This is a genomic window from Novosphingobium sp. NFX11, assembly GCF_057376415.1.
This window is the reverse complement of the sequence record NZ_CP080384.1, coordinates 3015500-3041773: the sequence shown is the minus strand read 5'-3', so window position 1 is coordinate 3041773 and position 26274 is coordinate 3015500. Positions and strand designations below refer to the sequence as shown.

The window sequence follows — 26274 nt, the reverse complement described above, 5'->3', positions numbered from 1 at the left end:
TGCGCGTGCAGCGGCGCCTTTTTCATTTTCGAGATCGACAAAGCCAGCGATGCAAAACCTCTACGAACCATCCCTTCGTCATTGCGAGCGAAGCGAAGCAATCCAGGGCGGTTCCGAACTGCTCTGGATTGCTTCGCTTCGCTCGCAATGACGAGGTGGGTAAAGCTATTGCGCACAACCCTGCTGCACGCTCAACGCCGACATTTCCGGGGTATGGGAGTCCTGTGAGCTTGTCGAAGGGGCCCCAGATTCCCTTATCTTCCAATATCTTCAAGGAATGAGAACGGTAGACCCCGTAGTCGCCCGGCTCTCCAGTGCCCGGTGGGCCTCCGCAGCATCCGCCAGAGCGAAAGTCTGCCCGATCTTCGGCGCCAGCACGCCCGAGGCGATCCGCCCGAACAGCTTTTCCGCATTCGTCGCCAGCATTTCGGGCGTAGCGATGTAGTCCGCCAGCGTCGGCCTTGTCGCGTAGAGCGATCCGCCCCGCATCAGGTCGAGCATCCCGATGGGCGGCACCGCGCCCGAGGCGTTGCCGTAGCTCACCATCAGGCCGCGCTTGCGCAGGGACGCGATCGAGGCATCCCAGCTTGCCGCGCCGACGCCGTCGTAGACGACATGGCACAGGGCGCCGTTGGTGATGTCTTGTACCGCCGCGGGCAGGTCGGCGAATCTGCAGGACAGGGAATGTTCTGCGGGCACCTGCGCGGCCTTATCGGGCGATCCCGAGTGGGCGATGACGGTGACGCCCTTGTCGAGCAGCCAGGGCACCAGGAGCGATCCGACACCGCCAGCGGCCGAGTGCACCAGCGCGACGTCGCCGGCCTTCGCCGGGAAGGTGTCTTCGGCAAGGTAGCAAGCGGTCAGCCCCTTGAGCATGACGGCGGCCGCCACCTCCGGGGCGATGCCTTCGGGGATGCGCATGGCCTTGGCTGCGGGGATCGCGCGATGCGTGGCGTAGGCTCCGCCGTTCTGCGTCGTGCCGACGCGCTCGCCTACCGCCAGGTCGGTCACGCCGTCACCTATGGCGACGATCCGGCCCACGCTCTCGGAGCCGAGGCTAAGCGGCAGGGCATCGGGGTAGAGGCCCTTGCGATAGTAGGTATCGATGAAATTGAGCCCGACCGCTTCGGTCTCGATTACCACTTCGCCGGGAGCAGGCGACGGGATCGCGAAGTCCTCCCGCTCGATGACTTCCGGGCCACCGTGGGCGCGCACGATCATGCGATAGCTGCTGGTCATGTCCCGTCCTCTCAGCCGATGTGCGCGGCGAAGAAGGCTTCGGTGCGACCGTCGGCAAGTTCGGCGCCTACCTCGTCGCGGCGCGCACCGATCTCGGCGGCGAAGCCATGGTCGAGCCCTTCGTAGTCATGCAGCGTGACCTTCGGGTGATCGTCCAGGCCTTCGTGCATCGCCTTCTGCGCTTCGGGGCTGACGAAGTGGTCGGCGGTGGGGATATGCAGCATGAGGGGGCGGGCGATCGCGTGCTTCTCGTTCAGCATCTGGTCGATCATCACGCCGTAGTAGCCGACCGAGGCGTCGATGTCGGTCCGCGCGGCGGCCATGTAAGCGATCTTGCCGCCCATGCAGAAGCCGACGAAGCCGACTTTCTCGACCTGCTTCTCGCGGCGGATCCAGTGGATCGCGGCTTCGATATCCCGCATGCCGAGGTCGAAGTCGTGGCTCATCATATGGCCCAGCGCGGCCTGCATTTCCGCCTCTACGTAAGGGCTCAGCTCGATGCCCGGCTTCTGCCGCCAGAACGTGTCAGGGGCGACTGCGAGATACCCTTTCGCGGCCCACTGGTCGGCCTTGCGGCGGATGCCTTCGTCCACGCCGAAGATTTCCTGCTGCACGATGATCGCGCCGCGCGGCGTGCCTTCGGGAGCGGCGACGTAAGCAGGGAAGGTGCCGTCACCGTCGAGGGTGGGAATCTCGGTGTTCGTGGCCATGTCTGTTCTCCTGTTCGCTTTGCGGCGAGTAAGGCACTTGGATTGGACTTTGCCAAGCGCATGTGTCAGTCATGCTGCGATAATTCAGCGGGAGCCGAGCGATGAAGGTCAATGTCGAGGTCGAATGCTCCCCTGAAGAGGCGCGCCGTTTCCTCGGCCTGCCCGACGTCACCCGTGCGAACGAGGCTTACGTCGATGCGCTGACCAACGCGATGCAGGGCACCACCAACTTCGACCAGATGAACGAACTGGCCAAGCAGGTCGCGCCGATGGGGCAGATGGGGCTGAAGCTGTTTCAGCAGTTCCTTGAAAACGGCGTGGCCATGGCGATGAGCGGCGCCAAGCCCAAGAAGGGCGAGTAGCGTCCGCTCCGCCTCCCTGCTAGGGGAGGGTGGGCATATGGACGATACGATCTTCGCGCTTTCCAGCGGCTCTCCGCCTGCCGCCATCGCCGTAATCCGGATAAGCGGGCCGAGGGCCGGGGAGGCGCTGTCGAGCCTTGCCGGGGCCATCCCCACACCGCGGCGCGCCAGCTATAAGCGCCTGAGTGTTTCACGTGGAACAGTGCTCGACCATGCGCTTGTTCTCTGGTTTCCCGGGCCGAACACGGCAACCGGCGAGGACCTGGCCGAACTGCATCTGCATGGTGGCAAGGCCGTCGTCGCTGCGGTCGAGGGGGCGCTGGCCGATCTTCCCGGTTTGCGCCGCGCCGTCCCGGGGAGTTCACCCGCCGTGCCTTCGCCAATGGCCGCATCGATCTTGCCGAGGCCGAGGGGCTGGCCGACCTGCTCTCGGCCGAGACCGAACTGCAGCGGCGCAGCGCCATCGCCATGGCGGGCGGGGCCTTGTCCCGGCAGGTGGATGACTGGCGCATGCGGGTGCTCACCGCATCGGCATCGGTGGAGGCGGTTCTCGATTTCGGGGACGAAGACGATGTCGCGGACCTCCCTGCCGACTTCATCGCTCGCATCGACGCCCTGGCGACCGAAGTGTCCGACTGGCTCTCGCGTCCCCGCGCGGAGACTCTGCGCGAGGGCTTTCGCGTGGTGCTGGCCGGTCCGCCAAACGCAGGCAAGAGCACCCTGTTCAATGCGCTGGTAGAGGACGAGGCGGCGATCACCGCGCCACTCGCCGGAACCACCCGTGACGTCCTGACACGCGCCGTCGCCATCGGCGGCGTGCCGTTCGTCTTCGCCGACACCGCCGGTCTGCGCGACGAGACGGACGATGTGATCGAGGCGATCGGTATCGATCGCGCCCGTGCGGCGCTGGACCGGGCTGACCTCGTGCTCTGGCTTGGAGCGGCGGGGAGGGGCCTGACGCGGCGTGGGAAGTGACCCCGCAGATCGACACACCCTCGGCTCGCCCGAACCCGGCGGCGCGCCATGCGATTTCAGCGGTGACCGGCGAGGGCCTCGATGCCCTGCGCGATGACCTTATCGAGACTGCGCGGCACGCGATGCCGCGACCCGGTGATGCGGCCCTCAATGCGCGGCAGCATGCGTTCCTGACCGATGCCGAACTGGCCTTGCGCGCGACACGTCATGAGACCGACCCGTTGCTGGTCGCGGAGTGCCTGCGCCGCGCGCGTGTGGCGTTCGACGGGCTCGTCGGCCGGGCGACGACCGAGGACATGCTCGACGCTCTGTTCGGCCGTTTCTGCATTGGAAAATGAGCGATGTTCCACGTGGAACATGCCGAGGTGCTTTGACGTGAAATCCGCGACGCGGTAAGGCGACGTCATGCACTCCTTCGATGTGATCGTGATCGGCGGCGGCCATGCCGGCTGTGAGGCGGCGGCAGTGGCCGCCCGCATGGGCGCGCGCGTGGCGCTCGTCAGCTTCGACCTCGACGCGGTCGGGGCGATGAGCTGCAACCCGGCGATCGGCGGATTGGGCAAGGGCCATCTCGTTCGCGAGGTCGATGCCTTCGATGGACTGATCGCGCGAGCGGCCGATGCGGCGGCGATTCACTATCGCATGCTCAACCGGTCGAAGGGAAGTGCGGTTCAGGGCCCGCGCGTGCAGGCGGATCGCGTACTGTTCAAGGCGGCGATCCAGCGGCTGCTCAAGGAGCAGGGCGATCTCACGCTCGTCGCTGGTGAAGCGTCTGCGCTGGTGCTCGAAGGCGGCAGCGCGGTCGGTGTCGATCTTGCTGACGGCACCCGGCTGAGCGCGCCCGCGACGATCCTGTGCACCGGCACGTTCCTCGGCGGCACGCTGTTCCGGGGTGAGGAGCGTCTGGTCGGGGGTCGCATCGGCGAGGCATCGGCGCAGCGACTCGCCGCGCAGATGCGCGATGCGGCGCTGCCGATGGCGCGGCTCAAGACTGGCACGCCGCCCCGGCTCGACGGGCGCACCATCGACTGGTCACGTCTGGGCGAGCAGCCTTCGGACGGCGAGGCCTGGACCATGTCGCCGATGGAGCAGCGGCGCGCGGTGCCGCAGGTGTTCTGCGCGATCACCCGGACCAACCCGCGCAGCCATGACGTGATCCGCGCGAACCTCCATCGGTCCCCTCTGTTCTCCGGCGCGATCGGGGCGCAGGGGCCGCGCTACTGTCCCTCGATCGAGGACAAGATCCACCGCTTCGCCGACCGCGACGGGCATCAGATATTCCTGGAGCCCGAGGGGCTGACGACGCACCTCGTCTATCCCAATGGCATCAGCACCTCTCTTCCTGCCGACGTTCAGCTGGAAATGCTGCGCACAATGGACGGGCTGGAGACGGTGGAGATGGTCGTGCCCGGCTATGCCGTCGAGTACGACCACATCGATCCGCGCGCCTTGCGGACCAGTCTGGAACTGCGCGAGATTCCCGGCCTCTATTGCGCGGGCCAGATCAACGGCACGACCGGATACGAGGAAGCGGCCGCGCAGGGTCTGGTCGCCGGGCTTCATGCTGCGGCTTCTGTGCTCGGCCGCGATGCGCCTGCGCTCGACCGGGCGAACAGCTACATGGCGGTGATGGTCGACGACCTTACGCTGCATGGCGTCAGCGAGCCTTACCGCATGTTGACCGCGCGCGCGGAGTATCGCCTGCGTCTGCGCGCCAACAATACGACGACCCGCCTGACGCCTCTGGCAATCGAAGCCGGGGCCGTGACCGCTGCGCGCCGGGACTGGTTCGCTCGCCGCGAGGAGGCGAGGGCGGCTCTGGGCCAGGCGTTAGATGCGCCCTTGGCCTCGACTGAACTTGCGGCGGCGGGACTGCCGGTTCGCTCCGATGCCGGGCGTCTGCCGCTGCGCGATTGGTTGCGCTTTGGCGGCGTCGATATTGCGGGACTGTCGCCGTGGATCGATCCCGCCCTTCGCGCCGACGCGGATCTCGTCGAGGAGATGGCCGAGGACGCGGCTTATGCGCCTTACCTCGAACGGCAGGAGCGCGAACTTCGGGACTTGCGCGCCAGCGAAGCGCTGAGCCTTGGCGACGATTTTCCTTATGACCGGATCGCCGGCCTCTCCCGCGAGATGGTTGAGCGGCTGACTAGGGCGCGTCCCGCGACCCTGGCGGCAGCAGGGCGGATTCCGGGAATCACTCCGGCGGCGCTGGCGGCGCTGCTTGTCCATGCCCGCAGGGAGGCCGCGTGATCACGACCGAAGATGGGGCGCGCGAATGGCTGCGTGCGCTGCCCGAATGCGATGCGATGGCAATGGAGCGACTGGAACTGCTCGTCGCCATGCTGGCGGAAGAGAACCAGCGCCAGAACCTCGTATCGGCCGCCAGTCTCGATCAGGTCTGGCTGAGGCATATTGTCGATAGCGCGCAGTTGCTGCCGCATGTTCCACGTGAAACATCGACGCCTTGGATGGACCTCGGCACCGGCGCAGGATTCCCCGGACTGGTGATCGCGGCGCTTCGACCCGAATGCGAAGTCGTGATGGTCGAATCGCGCGCGCGGCGAATCGAATGGCTCGACCGCGCGCGAATCGCGATGGGACTGACTCGCGCCTCGATTGCCGGACAACGCCTCGAACTGGTCGAAAGTCGTCAGGCAGCCGTCATCTCCGCCCGTGCTTTTGCGCCTCTCGACAAATTGCTGACGTTATCCGCGCGATTTTCCACAAGTGACACCGTGTTCCTGTTGCCCAAAGGGCGGTCTGCCGGTCAAGAATTGCAGGACCTTCGCAAGTGGCGGCATGTGTTCCACGTGGAACAGTCCCTGACGGACCCGCAGGCGGGCATCATTGTCGGCACCCTTGCCGACGGGAAGGGTAAGATCGGGTGATCTCGCATTGCCATCGCCAACCAGAAAGGCGGCGTCGGAAAGACGACGACGGCAATCAATGTCGCGACCGCGCTTGCCGCTACCGGGTGGAAGACACTCCTGATCGACATCGACCCGCAGGGCAACGCATCCACGGGAATCGGGGTCGGGGCATCGGAACGCGGAGCGTCGTCCTACGACGTGCTCGTCGACAAGGTGCCGGTGTCGCAGTGCGTCATGCCGACGCGGATTCCGAATCTCGATCTGCTGCCTGCGACAGTGGACTTGTCCGGGGCCGAGGTCGAACTGGTCAGCGCCGACGACCGCGCGCATCGCCTGCAGCGCACGCTGACCCCGGACCTCGGCTACGACGTCTGCCTGATCGACTGCCCGCCCTCGCTGGGCCTGCTGACGCTCAACGCGCTCAATGCCGCCGATACCCTGCTGGTGCCGCTGCAGTGCGAGTTCTTCGCGCTCGAGGGGCTTAGCCAATTGTTGCAGACGGTGGAGCGGGTGCAGCAGCGCTTCAACCCCGATCTCGGCATCATCGGCATCGCGCTGACCATGTACGACCGCCGCAATCGCCTGACCGAGCAGGTTTCCGACGACGTGCGATCGGTGCTGGGCAAGCTGGTGTTCGAGACCGTCATTCCGCGCAACGTGCGCCTCTCCGAAGCGCCGAGCCATGGGGTTCCGGCGCTCATCTACGATCACGCCTGCGCCGGCAGCCGCGCCTACATGGCGCTCGCGCGCGAGCTGATCACCCGATTGCCCGAAAAGAGGAAAGCGGCATGAACGACGACTCCATCGTGCGCTTCAGCGTACCCCAGCCCAAGGCGGGCGGGCAGAAGCCCAAGGGTCTTGGCCGTGGCCTCGGCGCGCTGCTGGGCGAAAGCCGACGCGAGGAGCCGGTCCCGGCGACGGGCGAGGGCGGCACGGTCGCTCCGACGCGCGGTGGTCTGGCGGTGCTGTCGATCTCCGACATCAAGCCCGATCCGCATCAGCCGCGTCGCTATTTCGAGGAATCGGCGCTGGAGGAACTCGCTGCGTCGATCGCGCAGCGCGGTGTGATCCAGCCCATCATCGTGCGCCCGCTCGATAATGGCCGTTACCAGCTGGTTGCCGGTGAGCGTCGCTGGCGTGCGGCGCAGAAGGCGCAGCTTCACGAGATTCCGGCGCTGGTCCGCGAATTGTCCGACCGCGAGGTCATGGCGCTGGCGCTGATCGAGAACCTCCAGCGCGAGGACCTCAACCCGATCGAAGAGGCGCGGGCCTACAACCGCCTTGCCGAACTGGAGGGCATGACTCAGGCCGAGATCGCCCGCATGGTCGACAAGAGCCGTAGCCATGTCGCCAACTTCCAGCGCCTGCTTGCTCTGCCCGACGGCGTGATCCTGCTGGTCGAGAAGGGCGATTTGTCGATGGGCCATGCCCGCGCCCTGATCGGCTGCGACGACGCCGAGGACATAGCGGTGGCTGCCGTCTCCAAGCAGATGTCGGTGCGCGACGTGGAAAAGCTGGTGCGCAAGAAGCAGCGCGGCGATGTGGCGCCCCGCCGTTCCGCACGCGCGGCGCGCAGTGGTTCGGAGGATGCGGACATCGCGGCGGTGCAGAACCATCTCGAGGAATTCCTCGGCCTGCCGGTGAAGATCAGCGCCGATGCCGATCCTTCGACCGGCACCGTGACGATCCGCTACGCGACGCTCGATCAGCTCGACCTGATCTGCCAGCGGCTGACCGGCGGCGCGATCTGAACTTTCGTCATTGCGTAAAACGAAGGAACCCAGGGCAGCTTACGCCGTCCTGGGTTCCTTCGTTTCGGCACGGCCGATTTACTTGATCGGCACTCGCTTGTCGGGGACGATTTTCACGCGCTTGTCCGGGACCACCTTGCTGCGGCGGGGAATGACGCGGCGGGCAGGGCGGACCGGCACGTCCTCGTAGACGTATTCGACGGTCTCGGTGCAGTTCTGCTTGGGCTGGGCGAGCGGGACCATCATCATGGGCTGGGCCATGCAGCAACCCTGCGCCGGGTAGCCGTAGGCGGGGTAGTAGCCCTGCGGCGCGTAACCGGGGTAAGCGCCGCCACGCTCGTAGTGGGCATAATAGTCGTCGAGATAGGCTTCGCATTCGTCGCGGTTGCGGCCGCGATCCTCGGCCTTGTCGATGGCGGCTCCGGCGACGGCGCCTACGGCCGCGCCTGCTACGGTGCCGACGGTGCGATTGCCGCGCCCCGCGATGCGGTTGCCCGCAACGCTTCCGACCACGCCGCCGATGACCGCGCCACCGACGCCGGAATCGCGCGAGGACAGGCGCTGATGGCAATCCGCGAGCCAGGCTTCGCGCGGATCGTAGCCTTGTCGATCATATCCACGCCCGTCATAGCTCTGATCATAACCGTAGGGACGGGCTTCGGATTCGCCGTGCGGGCCATCATGGGCGAGCGCCGGAGATGCGGCGAGAGACAGCGTCGCAACGACGACGGCATGCAGGGGAAGACGCATCGAGGGCACCCTTTCGCGAGAAACGCGGGGCGATGAAAGTCAGCCCCGTCAGTTAACGCGAAATTTAGCATCGTGATCCGCGCAAAACCAAGCGTCTTGCGCGGATGTGCTGTCGGTGTCCCGTTTTGGTGCGGGCTCAGATGGCCAGCGAGGCGACCTGTGCGAGAAGCTGCATCCCGGCAGCGTCCTCGTCATCGAAGCGGCCCGGCGTGGGGCTGTCGAGGTCGATCACCGCAATGACCTTGCCGTCACGCAGTACCGGCACCACCAGTTCGGAACGGCTGTCGGCATCGCAGGCGATGTGGCCGGGAAACGCGTGGACGTCTGGCACGACCTGCGTGGTGCCCAGCGCTGCAGCCGTGCCGCACACGCCGCGGCCGAAGGGGATGCGGATGCAGGCGGGCTTGCCCATGAACGGGCCGAGCACCAGCTCGTCCTCCACCGTGCGATAGAAACCGGCCCAGTTGAGGTCGGGCACGAACTGCCAGATCACCGCAGCCAGATTGGCCATGTTGGCGATGGGATCGGGTTCTCCCTGCACCAGCGCATCGGCGGCGCGGGCGAGGGCGCTGTAGAGTTCGGGCTTGGGGAGATCGGCGTCTGCGGCAAAGTCGTACATGCCGCGCATTTAGCGCAAGTCTTTGTTGTCGGCCAGCCGGTGCGGCTCTATCTCTTGGCGCATGAATCCGATCGTCAAGAAGACCGCCATCGCCTCCGCCGTGATCGTCCTGGCTGCCGCCGGGTTCGTGTACTGGGGCCTGAACTCCAACACCTCGGAGCTGCCGAGCGATGCGACGGCAGGCAAGAACCCGCAGCTGGTCGAACCCAAGGCGCAGTGGATCCCCAGCATCAAGCTCGCCAAGCCGGTGGGCTGGGCTGCGGGCGAGGCGCCCAAGGCGGCTCAGGGACTGACGGTTGCCCGCTTCGCGGAAGGGCTCGATCATCCGCGCACCATGCTCACGCTGCCCAATGGTGACGTGCTGGTGTCGGAGACGAATGCTCCGGCCGGGAACAAGCCGGGTGGGATCACCGGCTTCGTCATGGGCCTGATGTTCAACCGCGTCGGCGCCGGGGAGGCTTCGCCCGATCGCATCGTGCTGCTGCGTGACGCCGACGGCGACGGCAAGGCCGAACTGAAGACGACGCTGCGCAGCGAGGACATGCACTCGCCCTCGGGCCTCGCTTACCGCGACGGCAAGCTCTACGTGGCGAACCACGACAAGGTGCTGGAATTCGCCTTCACGCCCGGCCAGACCAAGCTGGAAGGGCGGCCGCTGCGCACGATGATCGACCTGCCGCCCGCCGGCAACCACTGGATGCGCAACCTGCTTCTGAGCGAGGACGGCAAGCATCTCTACGTCGCGGTCGGCTCTGCCAGCAACGTTGCCGAGAACGGCATGGAGGAAGAGACCGGGCGTGCGATGATCTGGGAGGTCGACGTTCAAACCGCCCGCCGCCGCCAGTTTGCGGTCGGCATGCGCAATCCCAACGGTCTGGGCTGGAACCCCTCGACCGGCGAGATGTGGGCGACGGTGCAGGAGCGCGACATGCTTGGCCCGGATCTCGTGCCGGACTACCTCACCAATGTGCCGGTCGGCGCGCAGTACGGTTGGCCGTGGGTCTACTGGAAGGACACTTTCGACGAACGCGTCCAGTGGCCGATGCAGACTTACATGATCGAATATACCCGCAAGCCGGAATACGCGCTGGGCGCCCACGTCTCGGCGCTGGGGCTGACGTTCGCCAATGGCGGCAACCGCATGGGCAAGGGCTATGAGAACGGCGTCTTCATCGCCCGCCATGGGTCTTGGAATCGCCGTCCCTCGGCGGGCTACGACGTGGTGTTCATTCCTTTCGATGCCAACGGCAATCCGAAGGACGTGAAGCCGCAGCCGGTGCTCACCGGGTTCCTCAAGGACAACGGCGATACCCACGGCCGTCCCACCTGGGTCACGTGGGACAAGGGCGGCGCGCTGCTCGTCAGCGATGACACGGCGGGGATCGTCTGGCGCGTGGTGTCGCCGGGGCGCAGCCCTCACCGGCGATCAAGCCCGTCGTTACCGAGCACATGAAGCCGCGTGAGGACATCAAGGACCCGACTTCTCCGGAAGAGGCGGCGAAGTTGATGGGTGGATTCCGGAAGGAAGACGATCGGCTGTTGCCGCAGTAAGTAGAAAGAGAAGTCCTGGGGCCATCGCCCCAGACCCCCACGTTGTCGCCGTGCGCTCAGCTAACGTGATGCGCGCACGACGACGACGGTAATGGGGTGCAGGGGTGTTGACCCCTGCGTTTATATCGTCTTCCCTGCTCTTCCAGCCAATTCATTGACGTACTGCCACGCCACGCGTCCAGACCGCGCGCCACGCCGCCGCGACCATTCCAGCGCGTCCGACGGCTCCCACTCCAGCCCGAATTCACCGGCATAGCCGCCGATGATGGCGAGGTAGGAATCTTGGTCGCAGTTGTGGAAGCCGATCGAGAGGCCGAAGCGATCGGCCAGGGCCAGCTTTTCGTCCACCGCGTCGCGGGCGTTGATGGGATCGTCCTGCTCCGACATCGAGCGGCCGACGATGGCGCGGCGGTTCGACGTGACGGCGAGGCGCACGTTCGCCGGGCGTGCCTCGACGCCGCCTTCCAGCCACGAGCGCAGGATGCGCGGCCCGGCCCCGTCGCCTTCCTCGAAACCGAGATCGTCGATGAAGACGAGGAAGCTGCGGTCGACCTTGCCGAGTGCGGCGAAGAGGTCGGTCACGCCGGAGAGCGCTTCCTGGGCCACCTGCACCAGCGCGATGCGTCCCGAATGCGCCGTGTCGGCGGAGCGTATGGCGGCGCGCAGCAGGGCCGACTTGCCCATCCCGCGCGAGCCCCAGAGCAGCATGTCATGCGCGGCGTGTCCGGCGGCAAGGCGCTCGACGTTGGTGACCACACGGTCCTTCTGCGTGTCGATGCCGCGCAGCAGGGTCAGGGCAGGGGCGTCGAGTTGCGCGACCGATCGCGCGGCGCTGCCCGTCCATACGTAGGCGGGATGCGCGAGCCAGTCGGTCGCGGTCGGGGCGGGTGGCACGAGGCGTTCCAGCGCTTCGGCGATGCGGGTGAGAACCTGGGTGTGCTCCGCGGGCTGGGTCGTCATCTTTTGCATGTCCTTGGCATTCGTCGCCGTGGGGCTATAGCGACGGGGTATGGAGCACGCCAGCCAGCCCGAGATGCTTGAAGCCGGTCCCGACGGGATCGAAGCCGCCGCGCGTCTGTTACGGGAAGGGCGCCTTGTCGCCGTTCCGACGGAGACGGTCTACGGCCTTTCGGCAAGAGCGGACCGGGACGAGTCCGTAGCAGCGATTTACCGGGCCAAGGGTCGGCCGAGTTTCAATCCGCTGATCGTCCACGTGGAACATCTCGCGTCGGCGCAGATGCTGGCGGAGTTCGACGAGCGCGCGCTGGCATTGGCTGAGGCGTTCTGGCCGGGCGCGCTGACCATGGTTCTGCCATTGCGAAAGGGCGCGCCGATTGCCGCTGCGGTCACCGCCGGGCTCCCTACGATCGCGCTGCGCTGTCCGGCGCACCCGGTGATGCGGGCGGTCATCGCGGCGACGGGCCTGCCGATCGCGGCGCCTTCGGCCAATCGCAGCGGCGGGGTCAGCCCGACCGAGGCAGGGCATGTCGTCGCCTCGCTCGGGGCGAATGTCGATGCGGTGGTCGATGGCGGCGCCTGTGAGGCAGGGCTGGAATCCACGATCGTCGCGTTGCGGGACGGGGGCGCTGGCAGATCCTGCGTCCCGGCCCCATCGCCGAGGATCGCATTGCCGCTGTACTCGGCGGCGCGAGCGAGCCGGTGACTTCGCAGGCCATCGAGGCGCCGGGGCAACTTGCCAGCCATTACGCGCCGGGCAAGCCGGTGCGGCTCGATGCGATCGAGGCAGAGGCTGACGAATTTCACATCGGTTTCGGCGCAGTGGCGGGGAGGTAACCCTGTCGGCGAGCGGAGATCTGATCGAGGCGGCCTCGCGGCTCTATGCGCTGCTTCATGCCGGAGCGGCCGCAGCGCAGCCGCGCATCGCCGTGGCGCCGATCCCGGAGGGCGATATAGGCGCTGCCATCAACGATCGCCTGCGCCGGGCGGCAGCCTGAGGCTTTTCGTCGGCTCCTCCAACTCCTCGTCATTGCGAGCGTAGCGAAGCAATCCAGAGCGGCTTGAGACTGCCCTGGATTGCTTCGCTACGCTCGCAATGACGAGGAGGCAGGGGCAGGCAGGCAGGCAAGGAAAAGGCCCGCACCGTCGCTGACGATGCGGGCCTCGTATGTTCCACGTGGAACGTTTCTCAGTAGTCGTGGTCGATATCGCCGATGCCGTTCATCCGGCTGCGCAGCGTCTCGGGCTTGCGTACGAGGGTGACGTTGCCCGCGCCGTTGATTTCCACGTCGACCACGCCGGTGGCGCCGATGGTGACGTCGCCCACGCCGTTGATGCGGATCGTAGCGTCGCGGCCCTGCACCTTGCCGAGGTCGATGTTGCCGGCACCGTCGGAGGTCACGAAGGTCCGGGCGACCTTGCCCGATGCGTCGAGGTCGATGGCGCCGCGAGCGTTGATGCGCAAGGATTCCTGGTCGAGACCGTGTAGATCCACGTCGCCCGGTGCATCGAGGTCCAGCCCGGCGATCTCGGGAGCGGTGATCTGCACCTTGAGGCCACGATGGATCCGGGCGCTGCCGTTAAGCGAGAGGCGGCCGTTTGCCCAGACCAGCCGGTCGACCACGCTGGCGGGGCCTTCGACGGTCATCTCGGCCTTGTCACCACGCGTGAACTCAAGGTCCACCGGCACTTCCATGGCGAGCTGGCTGCCCGACTGGATGGCGAACACGCGGGACTTGCGCGGACCCTGTTCGTGGTGATCGTCGCCGCCGTCGAAGTACCAACCCTTCGTCTCGAATTCCTGTTTCATTTTCTCGCCGCCGAAAGTCCAGGCGAGGGCGAAGGCGGCGATCGACAGGATCAGGCCGCTGGCGAATACGATGAGCAGTTTCCTGAGCATCACTTGGTCCTCCTTGTCGTCGTCAGTCTTCGGGATGGATGGCGGGTTCGAGCACACGGTAGTGCAGGCGGCCGAACCACATGAGGGCGTTGACCACGCCGATGCCCACGATGGTGAGCAGGGCGCCGATGCCGACCGCAGCACTCATGGTGCCGAGGCCCAGCAGGATCGCGATCAGCGGGCCGCCGGGGAAGCCGGAGAAAGGCCCGGCAATCAGCATGAAGCCGCCGCCGACGAAGGCCGCCAGCACCGCCACGAACAGGCCGAAGACCACGCCCAGAACCGGCAGCACGATCGGCAGCAGGATCAGGATGTCGATCGTGGCGAGGCCCATGAAGGCAAGGATCGCGCCCCAGGCGGACGACGGCGTGCGATCGCTCTTCCAGTTGCGGAAGCCGGTTTCGAAGCGCAGTTCGCGGGCAAGGCGGCTCGGGTTGCCGAGGGCCGTCGCAACCTCCTCTTCGCTGCGGCCCTCGGCAAGGCCGGCTTCGAAGTGCTCTTCGTAGTCGGCGACGATGTCGTCGATGGCGTCCTGCGGCATGCCCTTGAGGCCCGCCTTCAGGCGCTTGATGAATTCGTTACGCATCATGGCTGGGCTCTCCTTCCTGAATCGGGCCTTCCTGAACGGCAGTCGGCTCTGCGGCATCGTCGAGCAGCGTGTCCACGGCCTTGGTGAAGCCGCGCCATTCGGCGACCTGCTCGGCAAGACGCGAGCGGCCGGTGTCGGTGAGGCTATAGTACTTGCGGGGCGGGCCGGAGGGCGATTCCTCAAGGTAGGTCTTCACCAGACCTTCGGACTGCATGCGGCGCATCAGCGGGTAGATCGTGCCTTCGCCCATGTCGACCGCGTCGGCCATGCGGCTCGCGATCTCGTAGGCATAGCTGTCCCCCCGCGAGAGCAGCGCCAGGACACAGAGCCCCAGCACCCCTTTCTTCAATTGGATTTCGATTTCGGACATCGAATCATCTCCTGCGGATGTCCATCGTATATAACCAGCTACTGTGTGTTGCAAGATACCTTGTTTAGAAAAGTACAGGTCGAGGCAAGATACCTTGCTATCGATAGGTATCGATCAATGGACTTCGGCTGATTTCCGGGGTTCTCGGCGGGGCGGAGGGCAGCTAGGTTGCCGCGCGATGACCACGCCTTACCATCCTCCGGTCAAACGTTCGGTGGAGATCGCCGGGCACAAGACCTCGATCAGCCTCGAGCCGGTGTTCTGGGACCTGCTCAAGCGCGCCGCCGCGCATGAGGGGTTGCCGGTGAACGCGCTCGTCGCGCGGATCGATGCGGAGCGACTGGAGGCTGAAACGCCGCCGGGGCTGGCCGGGGCGGTCAGGGTGTGGCTGGCGACTTCGGCTCTGGGCTAGAGTGTTTCCCATTCGTCATTGCGAGCATAGCGAAGCAATCCAGGGCAGTCTTGGGTCGCCCTAGATTGCTTCGCTATGCTCGCAATGACGAATGGCGCCTTCAGGCGGCGCGGCTAAGCCTCGGTTCGGCGGGCTTGCGCATCAGCATGTCGAGGCTGACCGGCCCCCATCCCAGTCCGTGCGCGGCCACGCAGTTGTGACCGGGGCGGCTCCACGCGTACCGGGTATGGCCGTGGAGTACGAGCGCATCGCCTTCCAGCGCCTTCGCAGGGTCGTTGATGAGGGTCAGAGTTCCGTGGGCCGTATCGAGGCGCTGCATGTCGCAGACGCTGGCGTAGCGGCCCGTTGCGAGACAATTCCACGCTTGCGGGTCATTCGGTCCACGCACAAGGTGCTTGTTGCCGGGAAGGCTGCCGAGATGGACGGGGTTTCCGACATTGCCGAGAATCCAGACGTTGTCGTCGTCGGCCACGCGGGCACGCCAGACCTCGCAGATGCGGCGGGTCATCTCGGCGCTATCGGGAAAGCCGTAGGGAATCGCGTGAAGGGCGCTCTCGCCGTTGAAGTTCAGGTCCGCGACAAAGTGGATCGCCATCATCTTCTTCCCGTCCCGGAGGCGGCCATCCCGGCGCTCCGACAAGGGTTTCAACGGGTTAGGTAAACAATTCGTTCCAGCCAGGATGCGGGGAATCAGCCAGGCCGCGGGAATTTGCGACGGATGGCAAAAGGGCGGGAAAGCCTTTGCTTCTCCCGCCCTTTCTAGCGACCGCGACTGGTGATCAGTATGTCGATGGAGGATCGCTCGCCGGGAAGCTCTCGTCGATCGCTTCGTCGGTCTTGTCCCAGCTCTTGGGCGGCGAACTCATATGCTCCGGACCGGAATCGCGCACGCCGCCTGCGAACTCGGCTTCCTGCTTCTTCTCGGTCGCGTATTTGTAGAGGGCGTAGCCGACCGCTCCGGCGGCCGCCAACTTGATGAGGCCCATGTTCGTCTCTCCTCTCGGCAGTTCGAGAGGCAAACGCGCCATGGGCCTTCGGAGTTTCCTCAGTCGCCGCCGACGCGTTCGATCTGCGCGCCGACCAGTGCCAGCTTCTCCTCAAGGCGCTCGTAGCCGCGGTCGAGGTGGTAGAGGCGGTGCACCTGCGTCTGGCCCTTTGCGGCGAGACCGGCGATCACGAGGCTCATCGAGGCGCGGAGGTCGGTCGCCATGACGTCGGCGCCGGTGAGGCCCTGTACGCCGTGGACGATCGCGGTGCGACCCTTGGTCTCGATCCGCGCGCCCATGCGGTTGAGTTCGGGAACGTGCATGTAGCGGTTCTCGAAGATGGTCTCGGTGAGCACGCTGGAGCCTTCGGCCATGCACAGCAGGGCCATCAGCTGCGCTTGCATGTCGGTGGCGAAACCGGGGTAGGGGGCGGTGGAGATCGTGACGGGCCGCAGCTTGCCGTCCGAGGCGACATGGAGGCCGTCGGCCTTGGGCTCGACGTGGACGCCTGCATCGCGCAGCGCCTGCACGGTGGCTTCCATGTCCTCGATCTTCGCGCCCTTGAGCAGCACTTCACCGCCGGTGATGGCGGCGGCGCAGGCGTAGGAACCCGCCTCGATGCGGTCGGGCATGACCATGTAGGTCGCTCCGTGCAGGCGGTCGACGCCGTGGATGGTGAGGTCGCTTGTGCCGATACCCTCGATCTGCGCGCCCATCGCGACGAGCAGGTTGCACAGATCGACGATCTCCGGCTCGCGCGCGGCATTGTGCAGGGTGGACTTGCCCTTGCACAGCACGGCGGTCATCAGCGCGTTCTCGGTGGCGCCCACGGAGACGACCGGGAACGAGTAGCGCCCGCCCGGCAGGCCGCCGTCAGGGGCGATGGCGCGCACGTAACCGGCGGCCAGCTCGATCGTCGCGCCCAGTGCTTCCATGACCTTGAGGTGCAGGTCGATCGGGCGGTTGCCGATGGCGCAGCCGCCGGGCAGTGACACGGTCGCCTCGCCCATGCGCGCCAGCATCGGTCCAAGGACGAGGATCGAGGCGCGCATCTTGCGTACGAGGTCGTAAGGCGCGACCGAACTGGTGATACGCGTGCCCTGCAGCGTCATCACGCGGCCGAAGTCTTCCGGACGGCTGCCCGCGATCGCGGTGGAGACGCCGAACTGGTTCATCAGGTGCTGGAAACCGTCGATGTCCGCCAGACGCGGCAGATTGCGCAGCGTCAGCGGTTCTTCGGTCAGCAGCGCGCAGGGCAGCAGCGTGAGCGCGGCGTTCTTGGCGCCGGAAACGGGAATGGTGCCGGAAAGGCGCTTGCCGCCCTCGATGATGATCTTGTCCATCACCGTCCTTTAGCGCCAAACGCGCGTGCTTCAACGGGATCGGATGCAATTTCGCGGCGGATTAAGGGTTCGGTAAGATTAACATGGGGTTGTTGCGCTAAGACTATTTCCGGGCTTTAAACGCAACCGCAACATGAGCGAGGCATTATCCAGACCCATGAGTGACTCGAACTTTCGCAAGCCGGTCCGAAAAGCCGTCTTTCCCGTCGCCGGTCTCGGCACCCGTTTCCTGCCCGCCACCAAGGCGATTCCGAAGGAACTTCTTCCGGTCGTCGATCGGCCTCTGATCCAATACGCCGTCGACGAGGCGCGCGAAGCCGGAATCGAGGAATTCGTCTTTGTGACGGGCCGCGGCAAGACCGCGATCGTCGAGCATTTCGATACCGCTTACGAACTCGAAGCGACGATGACCGGGCGCGGCAAGTCGCTCGACCCGCTTGAGCCGACCCGCATCCAGCCCGGCAACCTCGTCACCGTGCGTCAGCAGGTGCCGCTGGGCCTCGGCCACGCGGTATGGTGCGCCCGCGCCGTCGTGGGGGATGAGCCTTTCGCGATCTTCCTGCCCGACGAACTGATGTACGGCACGCCCGGCTGCATGGCGCAGATGATCGAGGCCTACAACGAAGTGGGCGGCAACCTCGTCTCGGTGCTCGAAGTGCCGCATGAGGAAGTGTCGAGCTACGGCGTGATCGCGCCCGGCGAAAGCCGGGGCAATCTCACCGAGGTCAAGGGTCTGGTCGAGAAGCCCAAGGTGGACGAGGCGCCTTCGAACAAGATCGTCTCGGGCCGCTATATCCTCCAGCCTGAAGTGATGGGTCTGCTTGAAACGCAGGGGAAGGGCGCAGGTGGCGAGATTCAGCTGACCGATCTCGATGGCCAAGCTGATCGGCCAGCAGCCGTTTCATGCGGTAACCTTCAACGGGCGCCGTTTCGACTGCGGCTCGAAGGTCGGCTTCGTGGAAGCGACGCTGGCTATCGCGCTCGACCGTCCCGATATGCGCGACGATGTACGCGCGATCGCGCAGAAGCTGCTGGGCTGATCCGCCACTTCGGACGGTAAAAAACGCGCTGCCGGAAGGTGGCGCGTTTTTTGCGGACGCCACCATCAGAACAGTCGTCATTGCGAGCATAGCGAAGCAATCTAGGGCAGTTTACTCGGCCCTAGATTGCTTCGCTATGCTCGCAATGACGATGTGGGTGTTTACTGCCGAACCGGGTCCGTCAGCCGCGCCATGATCGAGGCGACGTAGGCCCGGGTCTCGCGGATATTGGGAATGCCCCCGGCCTTGAGCACGCGGGCGGGACCGGCGTTGTAGGCCGCCAGCGCCTTTTCCAGATCGCCGCCGAAGGCATCGAGCTGCATGCGCAAGTAGCGCGCGCCGCCCTCTAGGTTGGCCATGGGATCGGCGGGATCGACGCCCATCTGCGCGGCGGTGCCGGGCATCAGCTGGGCCAGCCCACGCGCGCCGACCGGCGAGAGCGCCAGTTCGTTCCAGCGGCTTTCCTGCCAGACCACCGCTTCCAGCAGCGTCGGGCTGATGTCGTACTTGGCGGCAAGCTGGGCGACGCGCTCACGCCAGCGGGTCGGGCCTGCCGCGTCGAGTGCTTCTGTAATCGACTGAGGGTGCAGCCCGGAATCGATCTCCATCGGGGTCGATCTCGACCTGCTCGGTCGCCTTTGCAACAGTGCTGCCGATGAAGCCGACGCCCGACGACTGATCTACTTGCGCGAGGTCGGATGCGGCGGGGAGGGTTGCAGGGCCACCGGCGACCCATTCGGCGCCTGAGGTGCCGATCTGCAGAACATCTGCTTGGGCCACCGCGGGCAATGCCGCGCAGGAAACGATGACGAGCACAGCCAGTGCTTCGATCCGCCTCATCGATTCTGTTTCCCTCACCATGGTCGCCGTTCTACCGCATCCGCGAGATCGAGTCACACGCGGATGCGGCAGAGTCGGGTTACCGGATGCCCAGCGCGGTGCGGATCGAGCGCCACGACAACAGCTTGAAGTTCTGCGCCTTGGGGGCGTTGTCGCCGTCCTGCGCCATGAACAGTCCTTCGGGATACTGCGGTCCGAAGTCGCCGAGCACGACTTCGATGCCGTCGGTGTCGCTGGTCCCGCCGATGGCGCCCCCGTTGATACGGAAGCGGCCTGCGGGCTTGCCGGTGGCGAGATCAAACAGCGCATAGGCGTTGTCGCCCTGGCTGGAGGCGACGAGCCAGGCGCGGCCTTCGGCGTTGCGGGCGATGGCAAGGCCCTCGATGTCGTCGACCAGACCGTCCGCTTCGCCGACGCGGGCGTAGGAGGATGCGGTCAGCGTCGCCGGTGAGAGCGGCACCTTCCAGATCGCCACGTCCTCCTCGGCGACGTAGAGCGTCTTCGTCACGTCATCGACGACGCAGCCCTCGGACTGGGTCGCGAACTTGACGTCGCGCAAGTGCTCGGCCGAAACCTTGCCGGCGTTCTCGACGATGCGGCTCTCGGCGACCGTACCGTCCTTGAGCACGACGTAGGCGCGGGCGAGTTCGCCCGCCGCGAGCGGAGCACCCATGCAGAAGCCGTAGGCCTCCGCCGGGGCATGGTCTGCGGGGAGGAACGTCCCGGAGCCGAGCACCGAGAGCTTGCCGGTCGCACCGTCGAGGCCGAACAGCGCGATGCGCGGCTCGGCGCGGTCGGTACGGTCGCTGGCGCCGACGAGGATGCGGGTGGAGCCGTCGGCCATGCGCACTTCGCGCAGGTCCGCGTTGTTGAGCGCACCGGCGGGCGAGAAGTCCTTCACCGTACCGTCGAGGGCGTAGACGTAGAGCCCGGCCTTCTTGTCGGTGCCCAGGACCAGGCTGGCGGCGGGATTCGCCGCATTGCGCCAGATCGCCGGATCGTCCGCCGCATCGGCATTGCCGGTGCCGACCGGCGTGGTCTCGCCCTCGGCGGGAATGTCGATGGCGGGATAGCGGGGACGGGGAGCTTCGGGTGCTCCGGTGGTGCCAATGGTTGAGGTCGTCGCGCAGGCGGAAAGCAGGAGGGCCGGGAGCAAAGCTCCCGACCCCAGCTTCACGACATCGGCGATGCGCGTGAGGTTGCGCTTCATCAGAACGACATCCTTGCGCCGAACTTCACCGTCGAGCCGTATTCCTCGTACTGCAGCACGCGCTTGGCGCCGCCGAGGTTCTGGTAGGCGAAGTACTTGGCGTTGTTGACGTTCACCCAGTCGGCGAACAGCTTGATGTTGTCGGTCAGCTTGTACTTGGCCGAGAGGTCCAGCTGGAAGTGCTGGTTGACGGTGCGGTCGGTCTCGGCATCGTCGCCCACTTCGTCGAGGTACTTGTCGCGGAAGGTGCCGGCAGCGCGCAGGCTGATCGGACCCTTTTCGTAGCCCAGCACGACGTTGAAGGTGTTCTTCGAGGCGTTGGGCAGGTTGATCCGGCGCGCCACGTCGTCACCGTCCAGCACCGTGCCGCGGGCGTACGTGTAGGTGTAGTTGATCTGCGTCAGCAGGCCGTCGAACGGCGAGGGCAGCATCGAGAACGACTGGCTGAAGCTGGCCTCGAGGCCCACGATCTCGGCGGTGTCACCGTTCACCGGCATCGTCAGCTCGCTATATTCGACGCCCTGATAGGTGCCGGCCTCACGGGTGCGCTGGGTGTAAGTGTAGTCCTTGATCGACTTGTAGAACCCGCCAACCGAGAATGCGCCATTGTTCGAGAAGTAGTATTCGAACCCGGCGTCGAGGTTCCAGGCCTGATAGGGCTTCAGCTCGGGGTTGCCGACTTCCAGTTCGAGGTCATCGTTGATGGTGTTGCGCGGAGCCATCTGCGAGAGCTTGGGACGCACGACGGTCTTGTAACCCGCCAGACGCGCCACGATGTTCTGCTGCGGGCTGTAGCGCACCGTCAGGCTGGGCAGCCAGTTGGTGTAGCTGCGGGTGAAGCTGACCGGGGTGACCACGACGTCGTCGCTGTCGGTCACGTACTGGCCGTTCAGCTCGTTGTACGTACGCTCCATGCGCACGCCGCCGATCACGCGCAGCGTCGAGCTGTCCCAGCGCGCCATCGCATAACCGGCCGCGATGTCCTCACGCACCGAGTAGTCGCTGGTCGCCGAGTTGAAGTCCGTCTCGTAATCGTTGACCACGAAGGAACCGGGGTTCGCGAGCAGGTAGTCGGCCGGGCCGCCCTTGCTGGCGACGGGGCCCATGTTGACCAGGCGGTAGGTCTGCGAACCCAGCACGTCGGCCAGCGTATAGTCCGGCGCATCGTCGGCCAGTTCGTAGTAGGTCATGTTGAAGTCGTAAGACTTCTTGCGCCAGCGGGCCTTGCCGCCGACCTGCACGGTGAAGTCGCCGTTCGAACCTGCGAAGGTGCGGGCGAGGTCTGCCTTGATCGCCCATTCCTGGTCACGGCTGTCGGACAGCGTGGTCAGCTCGGTACGGTTGAATTCATACTCGCTGGGATCGTTGAAGCTGTCCGCGCCCTGCGTCACCGAGTAGGTCGGATAGTACTTGTTGGCGTAATCCATGTCGACCACGGTACCTTCCGTGAAGCGCGCACGGAAACGGGTCGGGTCGATCGAGAAGTTCTCGCGCTCGGTGGACTTGGCGTAGCTGCCCATCCACTTGAACTTCCACACGCCGGTGTCGGTGTCGCTGCCGATCGAGACCGAGCGGATGCGCTGGCGCTCGAAGCGGTCCTTCAGGTCGCGGTTGACGGTGATGCGCTCGTCGTCGCCGTCGAAAGTCGCGCCGCTGTCGGTGCTGGAGGTCGGGCCGTCCTCGAAATCGCTGAAGTCGAGCGTGGTGCGGCGGCGGTATTCGTGGTCGTCGAACTGCGCCCAGTTGCCGCGGATATAGGCCTTGGTCGTGTCCGACACGCGCCAGTCGGCGGACAGCGCCGCGTTGATGCGGGTACGCTCCACGTCATAGTCGCGATATTCGACCGATTCGGCCCAGGCGTTGCCGGCGTCGTCGAGGCTCCAGCCGCCAGTCTCGACGTTGTCGGTCTCGAACTTGCGCTTGTAGTAGCTGACCGATCCGGCGATGCCGAAGTCGTCACCCAGCTTCTGGGTAAAGTCGAACGAGCCCTTGGGCATGACCTTGCCCGAATAGTCGTTCCAGCTGCCCTCGGCGCTGACCGAGTAGCGGTTCTTCTTGGAATCGAAGGCGCTGGTGGTGTTGATCTCGATCGAGGCGCCGATGAAGTCGCCATCCATGTCGGGGGTGAAGCTCTTCTTCACTTCGATCGATTCTGATGGTGTCGGATGAGATGACGTCCAGCGCGACCGAACGCACATCCGATTCCGGGGCGGGCAGGCGCACGCCGTTGACCGAGGTGCCGTTGAGTTCGGGGTCGAGACCGCGGACCGAGACGTAGCGGCCTTCGCCCTGATCGTTGAGGATGTTGACGCCCGGCAGGCGGCGCAGCGATTCCGCCACGTTCTGGTCGGGGAACTGGCCGACCGCGTCGCGGGTCAGGACCGATTCCACGCCGTCCGCGGCCTTCTGGCGGGACAGGGCGCTGGTCATGTTCGCGGTCATGCCGGTGACGAGAATGTCGCCGCCGCCGATCGCCGCGAGGTCGAAGTTGCCCTCGATACGGCCGGTCGCAGCGACGTTGACGGTCTGGGTCGTCACTTCCGCACCGACGTAGCGCGCTTCGAGCGTGTAGGTGCCGGCGGGCACGTCACCGAAGACGTAGGAACCGGCGCGGTCGGTCTCGACCTGGCGGTTGAGTTCCACGATGCGCACGGTGGCCGACTGTAGCGCGCGGGTGCCGGTAGCGTCGTTGACGTGACCGGCAACTTCACCGGCGTGAGCGATAGTGGCGAAGGAGGCCGAGGCAAGCAGCCCGGCGACGAGCTGGAGCGAGCGATTCATAGCTGGAATGGTTCCCTGAAGCGACGTTGTGTGTCCTTGAGGGCGGCCCGTAGGCCTGTTCCATGACGCTCGCGTGATAGAGCGAAGACAGTTCGATGACAGTCGCCGCATTGCAGCAAAACACGCCAGAAGACGCGGTGGCTGAATGCCCCGGCAATGCGCTATCTTCGATGAGAGAAAGGGAAGGGAATGGTGCTGCTAGGGAGGATTGAACTCCCGACCTCGTCATTACCAATGACGCGCTCTACCACTGAGCTACAGCAGCACATATTCCAGGCCCGGGTAACCGGGGCGTCTGTCTGCCGGGCCAGAAGCCCCCGAGACAGGGGGCGCTATTGTCCGCGCGGCGTTCGATTGTCAAGCGCCTCTTGTGCTTTCTTTTTCGGAGCGGCAATGCAGCGGGCGATGAACGCGCCGCAATCGCCTCGAAAACCCACGAAGGAAGAGCGTCTCGCCGCCAAGCTGCGCGAGAACCTGCGTCGCCGCAAGGCGCAGGCTCGTGCCGTATCCGCGCTCGGCGAAGCGGTCGAGGAGGGCGAATCGCCCGACAGCAAACCGCCACTGGCCAAATCGCCGCCGGAAAGCTAGGGGCCCATATCTCGAACAGCGGCAAGACCGCGTCGGTCCTTGACAGTATAGGGAGCCTACATTGCCTCGCCTGATCCTGCTTCGCCACGGCCAGAGCCAGTGGAACCTTGAAAACCGCTTCACCGGCTGGTGGGACGTCGACGTCACCGAAAAGGGCGAGGCCGAGGCCCGCGCTGCCGGTGCGCTGCTCAAGGACAAGGGCTTGCTGCCCGACGTCGCCTTCACCTCGCTGCAGACCCGCGCGATCAAGACGCTGCATTTCGCGCTCGAAGCCGCCGGCATCCTGTGGATCCCGGAAACCAAGGACTGGCGCCTGAACGAGCGTCACTACGGCGGCCTGACCGGCCTCGACAAGGCCGAGACCGCCGCCAAGCACGGCGACGAGCAGGTCAAGGTCTGGCGCCGCAGCTTCGACATTCCGCCCCCCGTCATGGACAAGGGCAGCGAGTTCGACCTCTCGGCCGAACCGCGCTACGCGGGCATCGACACGCCGATGACCGAGAGCCTCAAGGACACCATCGCCCGCGTCCTGCCGTATTACGAAGGCTCGATCGTGCCGCACCTCCATGCCGGTTCGACCGTGCTGGTCGCCGCGCACGGCAATTCGCTGCGCGCGCTGGAAAAGCACCTCTCGGGTATCTCCGACGAGGAGATCACCGGTCTGGAAATCCCGACCGGCCAGCCGATCGTCTACGAGCTCGACAACGATCTCAAGGTGCTCGACCGCTACTACCTCTCGGAGCGCTGATCCGTGACTGCACCAGTTGCAATCGTCATGGGCAGCCAGTCCGACTGGCCGACCATGATCAAGGCCGCCGAGATGCTCGACAAGCTGGGCGTCGCTTATGACGCTCGCATCGTCTCGGCGCACCGCACGCCCGAGCGGCTGGTGGACTTCGCGCATGGCGCGGACGGCGAAGGCTTCAAGGTGATCGTCGCCGGGGCAGGGGCGCTGCCCACCTGCCCGGCATGATTGCCGCGATGACGCATCTTCCGGTGCTCGGCGTGCCGGTGCAGAGCAAGGCGCTGTCGGGACAGGACAGCCTGCTCTCGATCGTGCAGATGCCTGCGGGTATCCCCGTCGGCACGCTGGCGATCGGCGAGGCGGGCGCGGCCAATGCCGGTTTGCTGGCGGCGGCGATCCTGGCCACCTCGGACGAGGCGCTGGCGGGACGGCTCAAGGACTTCCGTGCGGCGCAGACCGCGGGTGTAGCGGAAAAGCCGGTCTGATGTTTCCCGCTTGGCTGAGGTGCTTCGACACGCTCAGCACGAGCGGGGTTGGGTTTTAGAATTTCAGCACTAAGTCCGCTCACCCTGAGCTTGTCGAAGGGCACCGGCACAAGGCAGGCGTAAAGGCGTAATGATCTCTCCCGGCGAAACCATCGGCATTCTTGGCGGCGGCCAGCTCGGGCGGATGATCGCCATGGCGGCGGCGCAGCTTGGCTACCGCTGCCACGTCTACGCGCCCGAGGCGGACTCGATCGCCGCCGACGTCTGCGCCCAGTTCACGTGCGCCGCCTGGGACGATGCCGAGGCCATGGCGAAGTTCGCCGCCGACTGCGCGGTGGTGACCTACGAGTTCGAGAACGTCCCCGTTGGCCCGCTCGCGGCGCTGGGCGACACGCCGTTGCTCGCCCACGCGCGTGCTCTCGAAACCGCGCAGGACCGCCTGAACGAAAAGCGCTTCGTCACTGGCCTCGGCGGCACCCCTGCCCCCTTCGCCCCGGTGGACAGTGCCGAAGACCTTGCGCGGGCCATCGCCGCGATCGGCGCGCCGGGCATCCTCAAGACCCGCCGCGACGGCTATGACGGCAAGGGCCAGTGGCGCATCATGACGCCCGGGGACGCCGCCGCGCTGGACCTTCCCGCGACGCCGCTGATCTACGAGGGCTTCGTCACCTTCTTTGCCGAATTCTCGGTGATCCTGTGCCGCGGCGCGGACGGCGGGGTGCGCTTCTTCGACAGCGCCCACAACGTCCACGAGGGCGGCATCCTGGCACTCAGCACCGTGCCCGCGCCCGCCGACCTACTGGAGCAGGTGCCTGCCGCGCGGGCCCTCGCCACCAAGGTTGCCGATGCACTGGACTATGTCGGCGTGCTGACGCTGGAATTCTTCGCGACGAAGGACGGCCCCGTCTTCAACGAAATGGCGCCGCGCGTCCACAACTCGGGCCACTGGACCATCGAGGGCTCGGTCACCAGCCAGTTCGAGAACCACGTCCGCGCGATCTGCGGGCTGCCGCTGGGCGACACCGGCCTTGCCGCCAAGGGCGTGGAGATGCGCAACCTTATCGGTGACGAGGCGCACGACTGGCCGACGATCCTCGCCGACCCGGCCAACCACCTGCACCTCTACGGCAAGGCCGCCGCCCGTCCGGGGCGCAAGATGGGCCATGTCACGCGGCTGATCCTCGACTGATGGCCCCAA

Annotated in this window: 24 protein-coding genes, 1 tRNA gene and 5 pseudogenes; 14 read left to right on the top strand and 16 right to left on the bottom strand. The window is 65.9% G+C overall.

The window, feature by feature from the left end; all coding sequences use genetic code 11:
* Positions 1-270: 270 nt before the first annotated feature.
* Both KZO24_RS15590 and KZO24_RS15585 read right to left on the bottom strand, forming a co-directional pair.
* On the bottom strand, positions 271-1239 hold the full coding sequence (locus KZO24_RS15590; RefSeq protein ID WP_271182594.1) for a quinone oxidoreductase family protein: 969 nt from the start codon (positions 1237-1239) through the stop codon (positions 271-273).
* Positions 1240-1250: 11 nt separating this feature from the next.
* Positions 1251-1949, bottom strand: a complete 699-nt coding sequence (locus KZO24_RS15585) for a dienelactone hydrolase family protein (protein ID WP_271182593.1) — start codon at positions 1947-1949, stop codon at positions 1251-1253.
* A 101-nt stretch (positions 1950-2050) separates the two neighbouring features.
* On the opposite strand from KZO24_RS15585, the gene KZO24_RS15580 reads away from it, so the two are divergent.
* The 6 genes and pseudogenes from KZO24_RS15580 (at position 2051) to KZO24_RS15555 (ending at position 7910) form a co-directional block, all read left to right on the top strand.
* Entirely contained in the window at positions 2051-2311 is a 261-nt protein-coding gene (locus KZO24_RS15580; protein WP_008832531.1) for a DUF6489 family protein, read from the top strand.
* A gap of 37 nt (positions 2312-2348) precedes the next feature.
* A pseudogene (gene mnmE, locus KZO24_RS15575) lies at positions 2349-3624 on the top strand (tRNA uridine-5-carboxymethylaminomethyl(34) synthesis GTPase MnmE).
* A gap of 67 nt (positions 3625-3691) precedes the next feature.
* Positions 3692-5539 carry a tRNA uridine-5-carboxymethylaminomethyl(34) synthesis enzyme MnmG gene (mnmG, locus tag KZO24_RS15570; RefSeq protein ID WP_271182591.1) on the top strand — a complete coding sequence of 616 codons (1848 nt, stop codon included), beginning with the start codon at positions 3692-3694 and terminating at the stop codon, positions 5537-5539.
* Positions 5536-6177: a 16S rRNA (guanine(527)-N(7))-methyltransferase RsmG gene (gene rsmG / locus KZO24_RS15565; protein WP_271182590.1), complete on the top strand. Its 642-nt coding sequence runs from the start codon at positions 5536-5538 to the stop codon at positions 6175-6177. Before mnmG ends, rsmG begins: the two co-directional genes overlap by 4 nt.
* 6 nt (positions 6178-6183) lie before the next feature.
* Positions 6184-6951 carry a ParA family protein gene (locus KZO24_RS15560; protein WP_486487187.1) on the top strand — a complete coding sequence of 256 codons (768 nt, stop codon included), beginning with the start codon at positions 6184-6186 and terminating at the stop codon, positions 6949-6951.
* The gene (locus KZO24_RS15555) at positions 6948-7910 is read left to right on the top strand and encodes a ParB/RepB/Spo0J family partition protein (RefSeq protein ID WP_069708610.1); all 963 of its coding nucleotides are present in this window, start codon (positions 6948-6950) and stop codon (positions 7908-7910) included. The genes KZO24_RS15560 and KZO24_RS15555 overlap by 4 nt, the downstream gene beginning before the upstream one ends.
* A 78-nt stretch (positions 7911-7988) precedes the next feature.
* Here the strand turns inward: KZO24_RS15555 and KZO24_RS15550 are convergent, their stop codons facing one another.
* Together KZO24_RS15550 and KZO24_RS15545 are read right to left on the bottom strand one after the other, a co-directional pair.
* Complete coding sequence (locus KZO24_RS15550; RefSeq protein ID WP_271182589.1) at positions 7989-8660, bottom strand: glycine zipper 2TM domain-containing protein; 672 nt, start codon at positions 8658-8660, stop codon at positions 7989-7991.
* A 136-nt stretch (positions 8661-8796) separates the two neighbouring features.
* A complete protein-coding gene (locus KZO24_RS15545) occupies positions 8797-9279 on the bottom strand; it encodes a GAF domain-containing protein (RefSeq protein WP_037521322.1) in 483 nt (160 codons plus the stop codon).
* 61 nt (positions 9280-9340) lie between these two features.
* Here KZO24_RS15545 and KZO24_RS15540 point away from each other — a divergent pair, with 61 nt between their 5' ends.
* Positions 9341-10732 (top strand): PQQ-dependent sugar dehydrogenase, encoded by a 1392-nt coding sequence (locus tag KZO24_RS15540; protein WP_486486571.1) that lies wholly within the window; start codon positions 9341-9343, stop codon positions 10730-10732.
* Positions 10733-10950: 218 nt separating this feature from the next.
* Here KZO24_RS15540 and KZO24_RS15535 read toward each other — a convergent pair whose 3' ends face one another.
* Complete coding sequence (locus KZO24_RS15535; protein ID WP_271182587.1) at positions 10951-11790, bottom strand: DUF815 domain-containing protein; 840 nt, start codon at positions 11788-11790, stop codon at positions 10951-10953.
* Between the two features lie 49 nt (positions 11791-11839).
* Here KZO24_RS15535 and KZO24_RS15530 point away from each other — a divergent pair.
* Positions 11840-12785, top strand: a pseudogene (locus KZO24_RS15530) (L-threonylcarbamoyladenylate synthase).
* 191 nt (positions 12786-12976) lie between these two features.
* Here the strand turns inward: KZO24_RS15530 and KZO24_RS15525 are convergent.
* The 3 genes from KZO24_RS15525 to KZO24_RS15515 are packed head-to-tail and all read right to left on the bottom strand — an operon-like array spanning position 12977 to position 14646.
* The gene (locus KZO24_RS15525; protein ID WP_486487186.1) at positions 12977-13687 is read right to left on the bottom strand and encodes a GIN domain-containing protein; all 711 of its coding nucleotides are present in this window, start codon (positions 13685-13687) and stop codon (positions 12977-12979) included.
* Between the two features lie 22 nt (positions 13688-13709).
* Entirely contained in the window at positions 13710-14276 is a 567-nt protein-coding gene (locus KZO24_RS15520) for a DUF1700 domain-containing protein (RefSeq protein ID WP_008832543.1), read from the bottom strand.
* The gene (locus KZO24_RS15515; RefSeq protein WP_271182584.1) at positions 14266-14646 is read right to left on the bottom strand and encodes a PadR family transcriptional regulator; all 381 of its coding nucleotides are present in this window, start codon (positions 14644-14646) and stop codon (positions 14266-14268) included. The genes KZO24_RS15520 and KZO24_RS15515 overlap by 11 nt, the downstream gene beginning before the upstream one ends.
* Before the next feature lie 178 nt (positions 14647-14824).
* Between KZO24_RS15515 and KZO24_RS15510 the strand changes: the two genes are divergently transcribed.
* Complete coding sequence (locus tag KZO24_RS15510) at positions 14825-15058, top strand: ribbon-helix-helix domain-containing protein (RefSeq protein ID WP_271182583.1); 234 nt, start codon at positions 14825-14827, stop codon at positions 15056-15058.
* Positions 15059-15158: 100 nt separating this feature from the next.
* On the opposite strand, the gene KZO24_RS15505 is transcribed toward KZO24_RS15510, so the two are convergent.
* The 3 genes from KZO24_RS15505 to murA all read right to left on the bottom strand — a co-directional run bounded on the left by KZO24_RS15505 (position 15159) and on the right by murA (position 17387).
* Positions 15159-15656 (bottom strand): metallophosphoesterase family protein, encoded by a 498-nt coding sequence (locus KZO24_RS15505; protein WP_486486570.1) that lies wholly within the window; start codon positions 15654-15656, stop codon positions 15159-15161.
* Positions 15657-15837: 181 nt separating this feature from the next.
* Positions 15838-16086, bottom strand: coding sequence for a hypothetical protein (locus KZO24_RS15500; RefSeq protein WP_271182581.1), 249 nt, complete (start codon positions 16084-16086; stop codon positions 15838-15840).
* Positions 16087-16103: 17 nt separating this feature from the next.
* Positions 16104-17387, bottom strand: coding sequence for a UDP-N-acetylglucosamine 1-carboxyvinyltransferase (gene murA / locus KZO24_RS15495; protein ID WP_008832548.1), 1284 nt, complete (start codon positions 17385-17387; stop codon positions 16104-16106).
* 157 nt (positions 17388-17544) lie between these two features.
* Here murA and KZO24_RS15490 point away from each other — a divergent pair.
* A pseudogene (locus tag KZO24_RS15490) lies at positions 17545-18427 on the top strand (UTP--glucose-1-phosphate uridylyltransferase).
* 161 nt (positions 18428-18588) lie between these two features.
* Here KZO24_RS15490 and KZO24_RS15485 read toward each other — a convergent pair.
* The 5 genes and pseudogenes from KZO24_RS15485 to KZO24_RS15465 form a co-directional block, all read right to left on the bottom strand.
* On the bottom strand, positions 18589-19035 hold the full coding sequence (locus KZO24_RS15485; RefSeq protein WP_486486569.1) for a lytic transglycosylase domain-containing protein: 447 nt from the start codon (positions 19033-19035) through the stop codon (positions 18589-18591).
* Positions 18959-19267 (bottom strand): hypothetical protein, encoded by a 309-nt coding sequence (locus KZO24_RS15480; RefSeq protein ID WP_486486568.1) that lies wholly within the window; start codon positions 19265-19267, stop codon positions 18959-18961. Before KZO24_RS15480 ends, KZO24_RS15485 begins: the two co-directional genes overlap by 77 nt.
* A 79-nt stretch (positions 19268-19346) precedes the next feature.
* The gene (locus KZO24_RS15475) at positions 19347-20477 is read right to left on the bottom strand and encodes a phytase (protein WP_271182578.1); all 1131 of its coding nucleotides are present in this window, start codon (positions 20475-20477) and stop codon (positions 19347-19349) included.
* A pseudogene (locus tag KZO24_RS15470) lies at positions 20477-23258 on the bottom strand (TonB-dependent receptor). The gene KZO24_RS15475 and the pseudogene KZO24_RS15470 overlap by 1 nt, the downstream one beginning before the upstream one ends.
* 190 nt (positions 23259-23448) lie before the next feature.
* Positions 23449-23523 (bottom strand) — tRNA-Thr (locus KZO24_RS15465).
* 128 nt (positions 23524-23651) lie between these two features.
* On the opposite strand from KZO24_RS15465, the gene KZO24_RS15460 reads away from it, so the two are divergent.
* From KZO24_RS15460 to KZO24_RS15445, 4 genes and pseudogenes are all read left to right on the top strand, one after another.
* A complete protein-coding gene (locus tag KZO24_RS15460) occupies positions 23652-23846 on the top strand; it encodes a hypothetical protein (protein WP_008830757.1) in 195 nt (64 codons plus the stop codon).
* Positions 23847-23907: 61 nt separating this feature from the next.
* Positions 23908-24594 (top strand): 2,3-diphosphoglycerate-dependent phosphoglycerate mutase, encoded by a 687-nt coding sequence (gene gpmA / locus KZO24_RS15455; RefSeq protein WP_211150728.1) that lies wholly within the window; start codon positions 23908-23910, stop codon positions 24592-24594.
* Positions 24595-24621: 27 nt separating this feature from the next.
* Positions 24622-25076 (top strand): annotated as a pseudogene (gene purE, locus KZO24_RS15450) (5-(carboxyamino)imidazole ribonucleotide mutase).
* A 130-nt stretch (positions 25077-25206) separates the two neighbouring features.
* A complete protein-coding gene (locus tag KZO24_RS15445) occupies positions 25207-26265 on the top strand; it encodes a 5-(carboxyamino)imidazole ribonucleotide synthase (protein ID WP_271182576.1) in 1059 nt (352 codons plus the stop codon).
* Positions 26266-26274: the final 9 nt, after the last annotated feature.

Coding starts and splice junctions, on each gene's coding strand:
- KZO24_RS15590 (WP_271182594.1), bottom strand. CDS start 1,239: ATGACCAGCAGCTATCGCATGATCGTGCGCGCCCACGGTGGCCCGGAA.
- KZO24_RS15585 (WP_271182593.1), bottom strand. CDS start 1,949: ATGGCCACGAACACCGAGATTCCCACCCTCGACGGTGACGGCACCTTC.
- KZO24_RS15580 (WP_008832531.1), top strand. CDS start 2,051: ATGAAGGTCAATGTCGAGGTCGAATGCTCCCCTGAAGAGGCGCGCCGT.
- mnmG (WP_271182591.1), top strand. CDS start 3,692: ATGCACTCCTTCGATGTGATCGTGATCGGCGGCGGCCATGCCGGCTGT.
- KZO24_RS15555 (WP_069708610.1), top strand. CDS start 6,948: ATGAACGACGACTCCATCGTGCGCTTCAGCGTACCCCAGCCCAAGGCG.
- KZO24_RS15550 (WP_271182589.1), bottom strand. CDS start 8,660: ATGCGTCTTCCCCTGCATGCCGTCGTCGTTGCGACGCTGTCTCTCGCC.
- KZO24_RS15545 (WP_037521322.1), bottom strand. CDS start 9,279: ATGTACGACTTTGCCGCAGACGCCGATCTCCCCAAGCCCGAACTCTAC.
- KZO24_RS15540 (WP_486486571.1), top strand. CDS start 9,341: ATGAATCCGATCGTCAAGAAGACCGCCATCGCCTCCGCCGTGATCGTC.
- KZO24_RS15535 (WP_271182587.1), bottom strand. CDS start 11,790: ATGACGACCCAGCCCGCGGAGCACACCCAGGTTCTCACCCGCATCGCC.
- KZO24_RS15525 (WP_486487186.1), bottom strand. CDS start 13,687: ATGCTCAGGAAACTGCTCATCGTATTCGCCAGCGGCCTGATCCTGTCG.
- KZO24_RS15520 (WP_008832543.1), bottom strand. CDS start 14,276: ATGATGCGTAACGAATTCATCAAGCGCCTGAAGGCGGGCCTCAAGGGC.
- KZO24_RS15515 (WP_271182584.1), bottom strand. CDS start 14,646: ATGTCCGAAATCGAAATCCAATTGAAGAAAGGGGTGCTGGGGCTCTGT.
- KZO24_RS15510 (WP_271182583.1), top strand. CDS start 14,825: ATGACCACGCCTTACCATCCTCCGGTCAAACGTTCGGTGGAGATCGCC.
- KZO24_RS15505 (WP_486486570.1), bottom strand. CDS start 15,656: ATGATGGCGATCCACTTTGTCGCGGACCTGAACTTCAACGGCGAGAGC.
- KZO24_RS15500 (WP_271182581.1), bottom strand. CDS start 16,086: ATGGCGCGTTTGCCTCTCGAACTGCCGAGAGGAGAGACGAACATGGGC.
- murA (WP_008832548.1), bottom strand. CDS start 17,387: ATGGACAAGATCATCATCGAGGGCGGCAAGCGCCTTTCCGGCACCATT.
- KZO24_RS15485 (WP_486486569.1), bottom strand. CDS start 19,035: ATGGAGATCGATTCCGGGCTGCACCCTCAGTCGATTACAGAAGCACTC.
- KZO24_RS15480 (WP_486486568.1), bottom strand. CDS start 19,267: ATGAGGCGGATCGAAGCACTGGCTGTGCTCGTCATCGTTTCCTGCGCG.
- KZO24_RS15475 (WP_271182578.1), bottom strand. CDS start 20,477: ATGAAGCGCAACCTCACGCGCATCGCCGATGTCGTGAAGCTGGGGTCG.
- KZO24_RS15460 (WP_008830757.1), top strand. CDS start 23,652: ATGCAGCGGGCGATGAACGCGCCGCAATCGCCTCGAAAACCCACGAAG.
- KZO24_RS15445 (WP_271182576.1), top strand. CDS start 25,207: ATGATCTCTCCCGGCGAAACCATCGGCATTCTTGGCGGCGGCCAGCTC.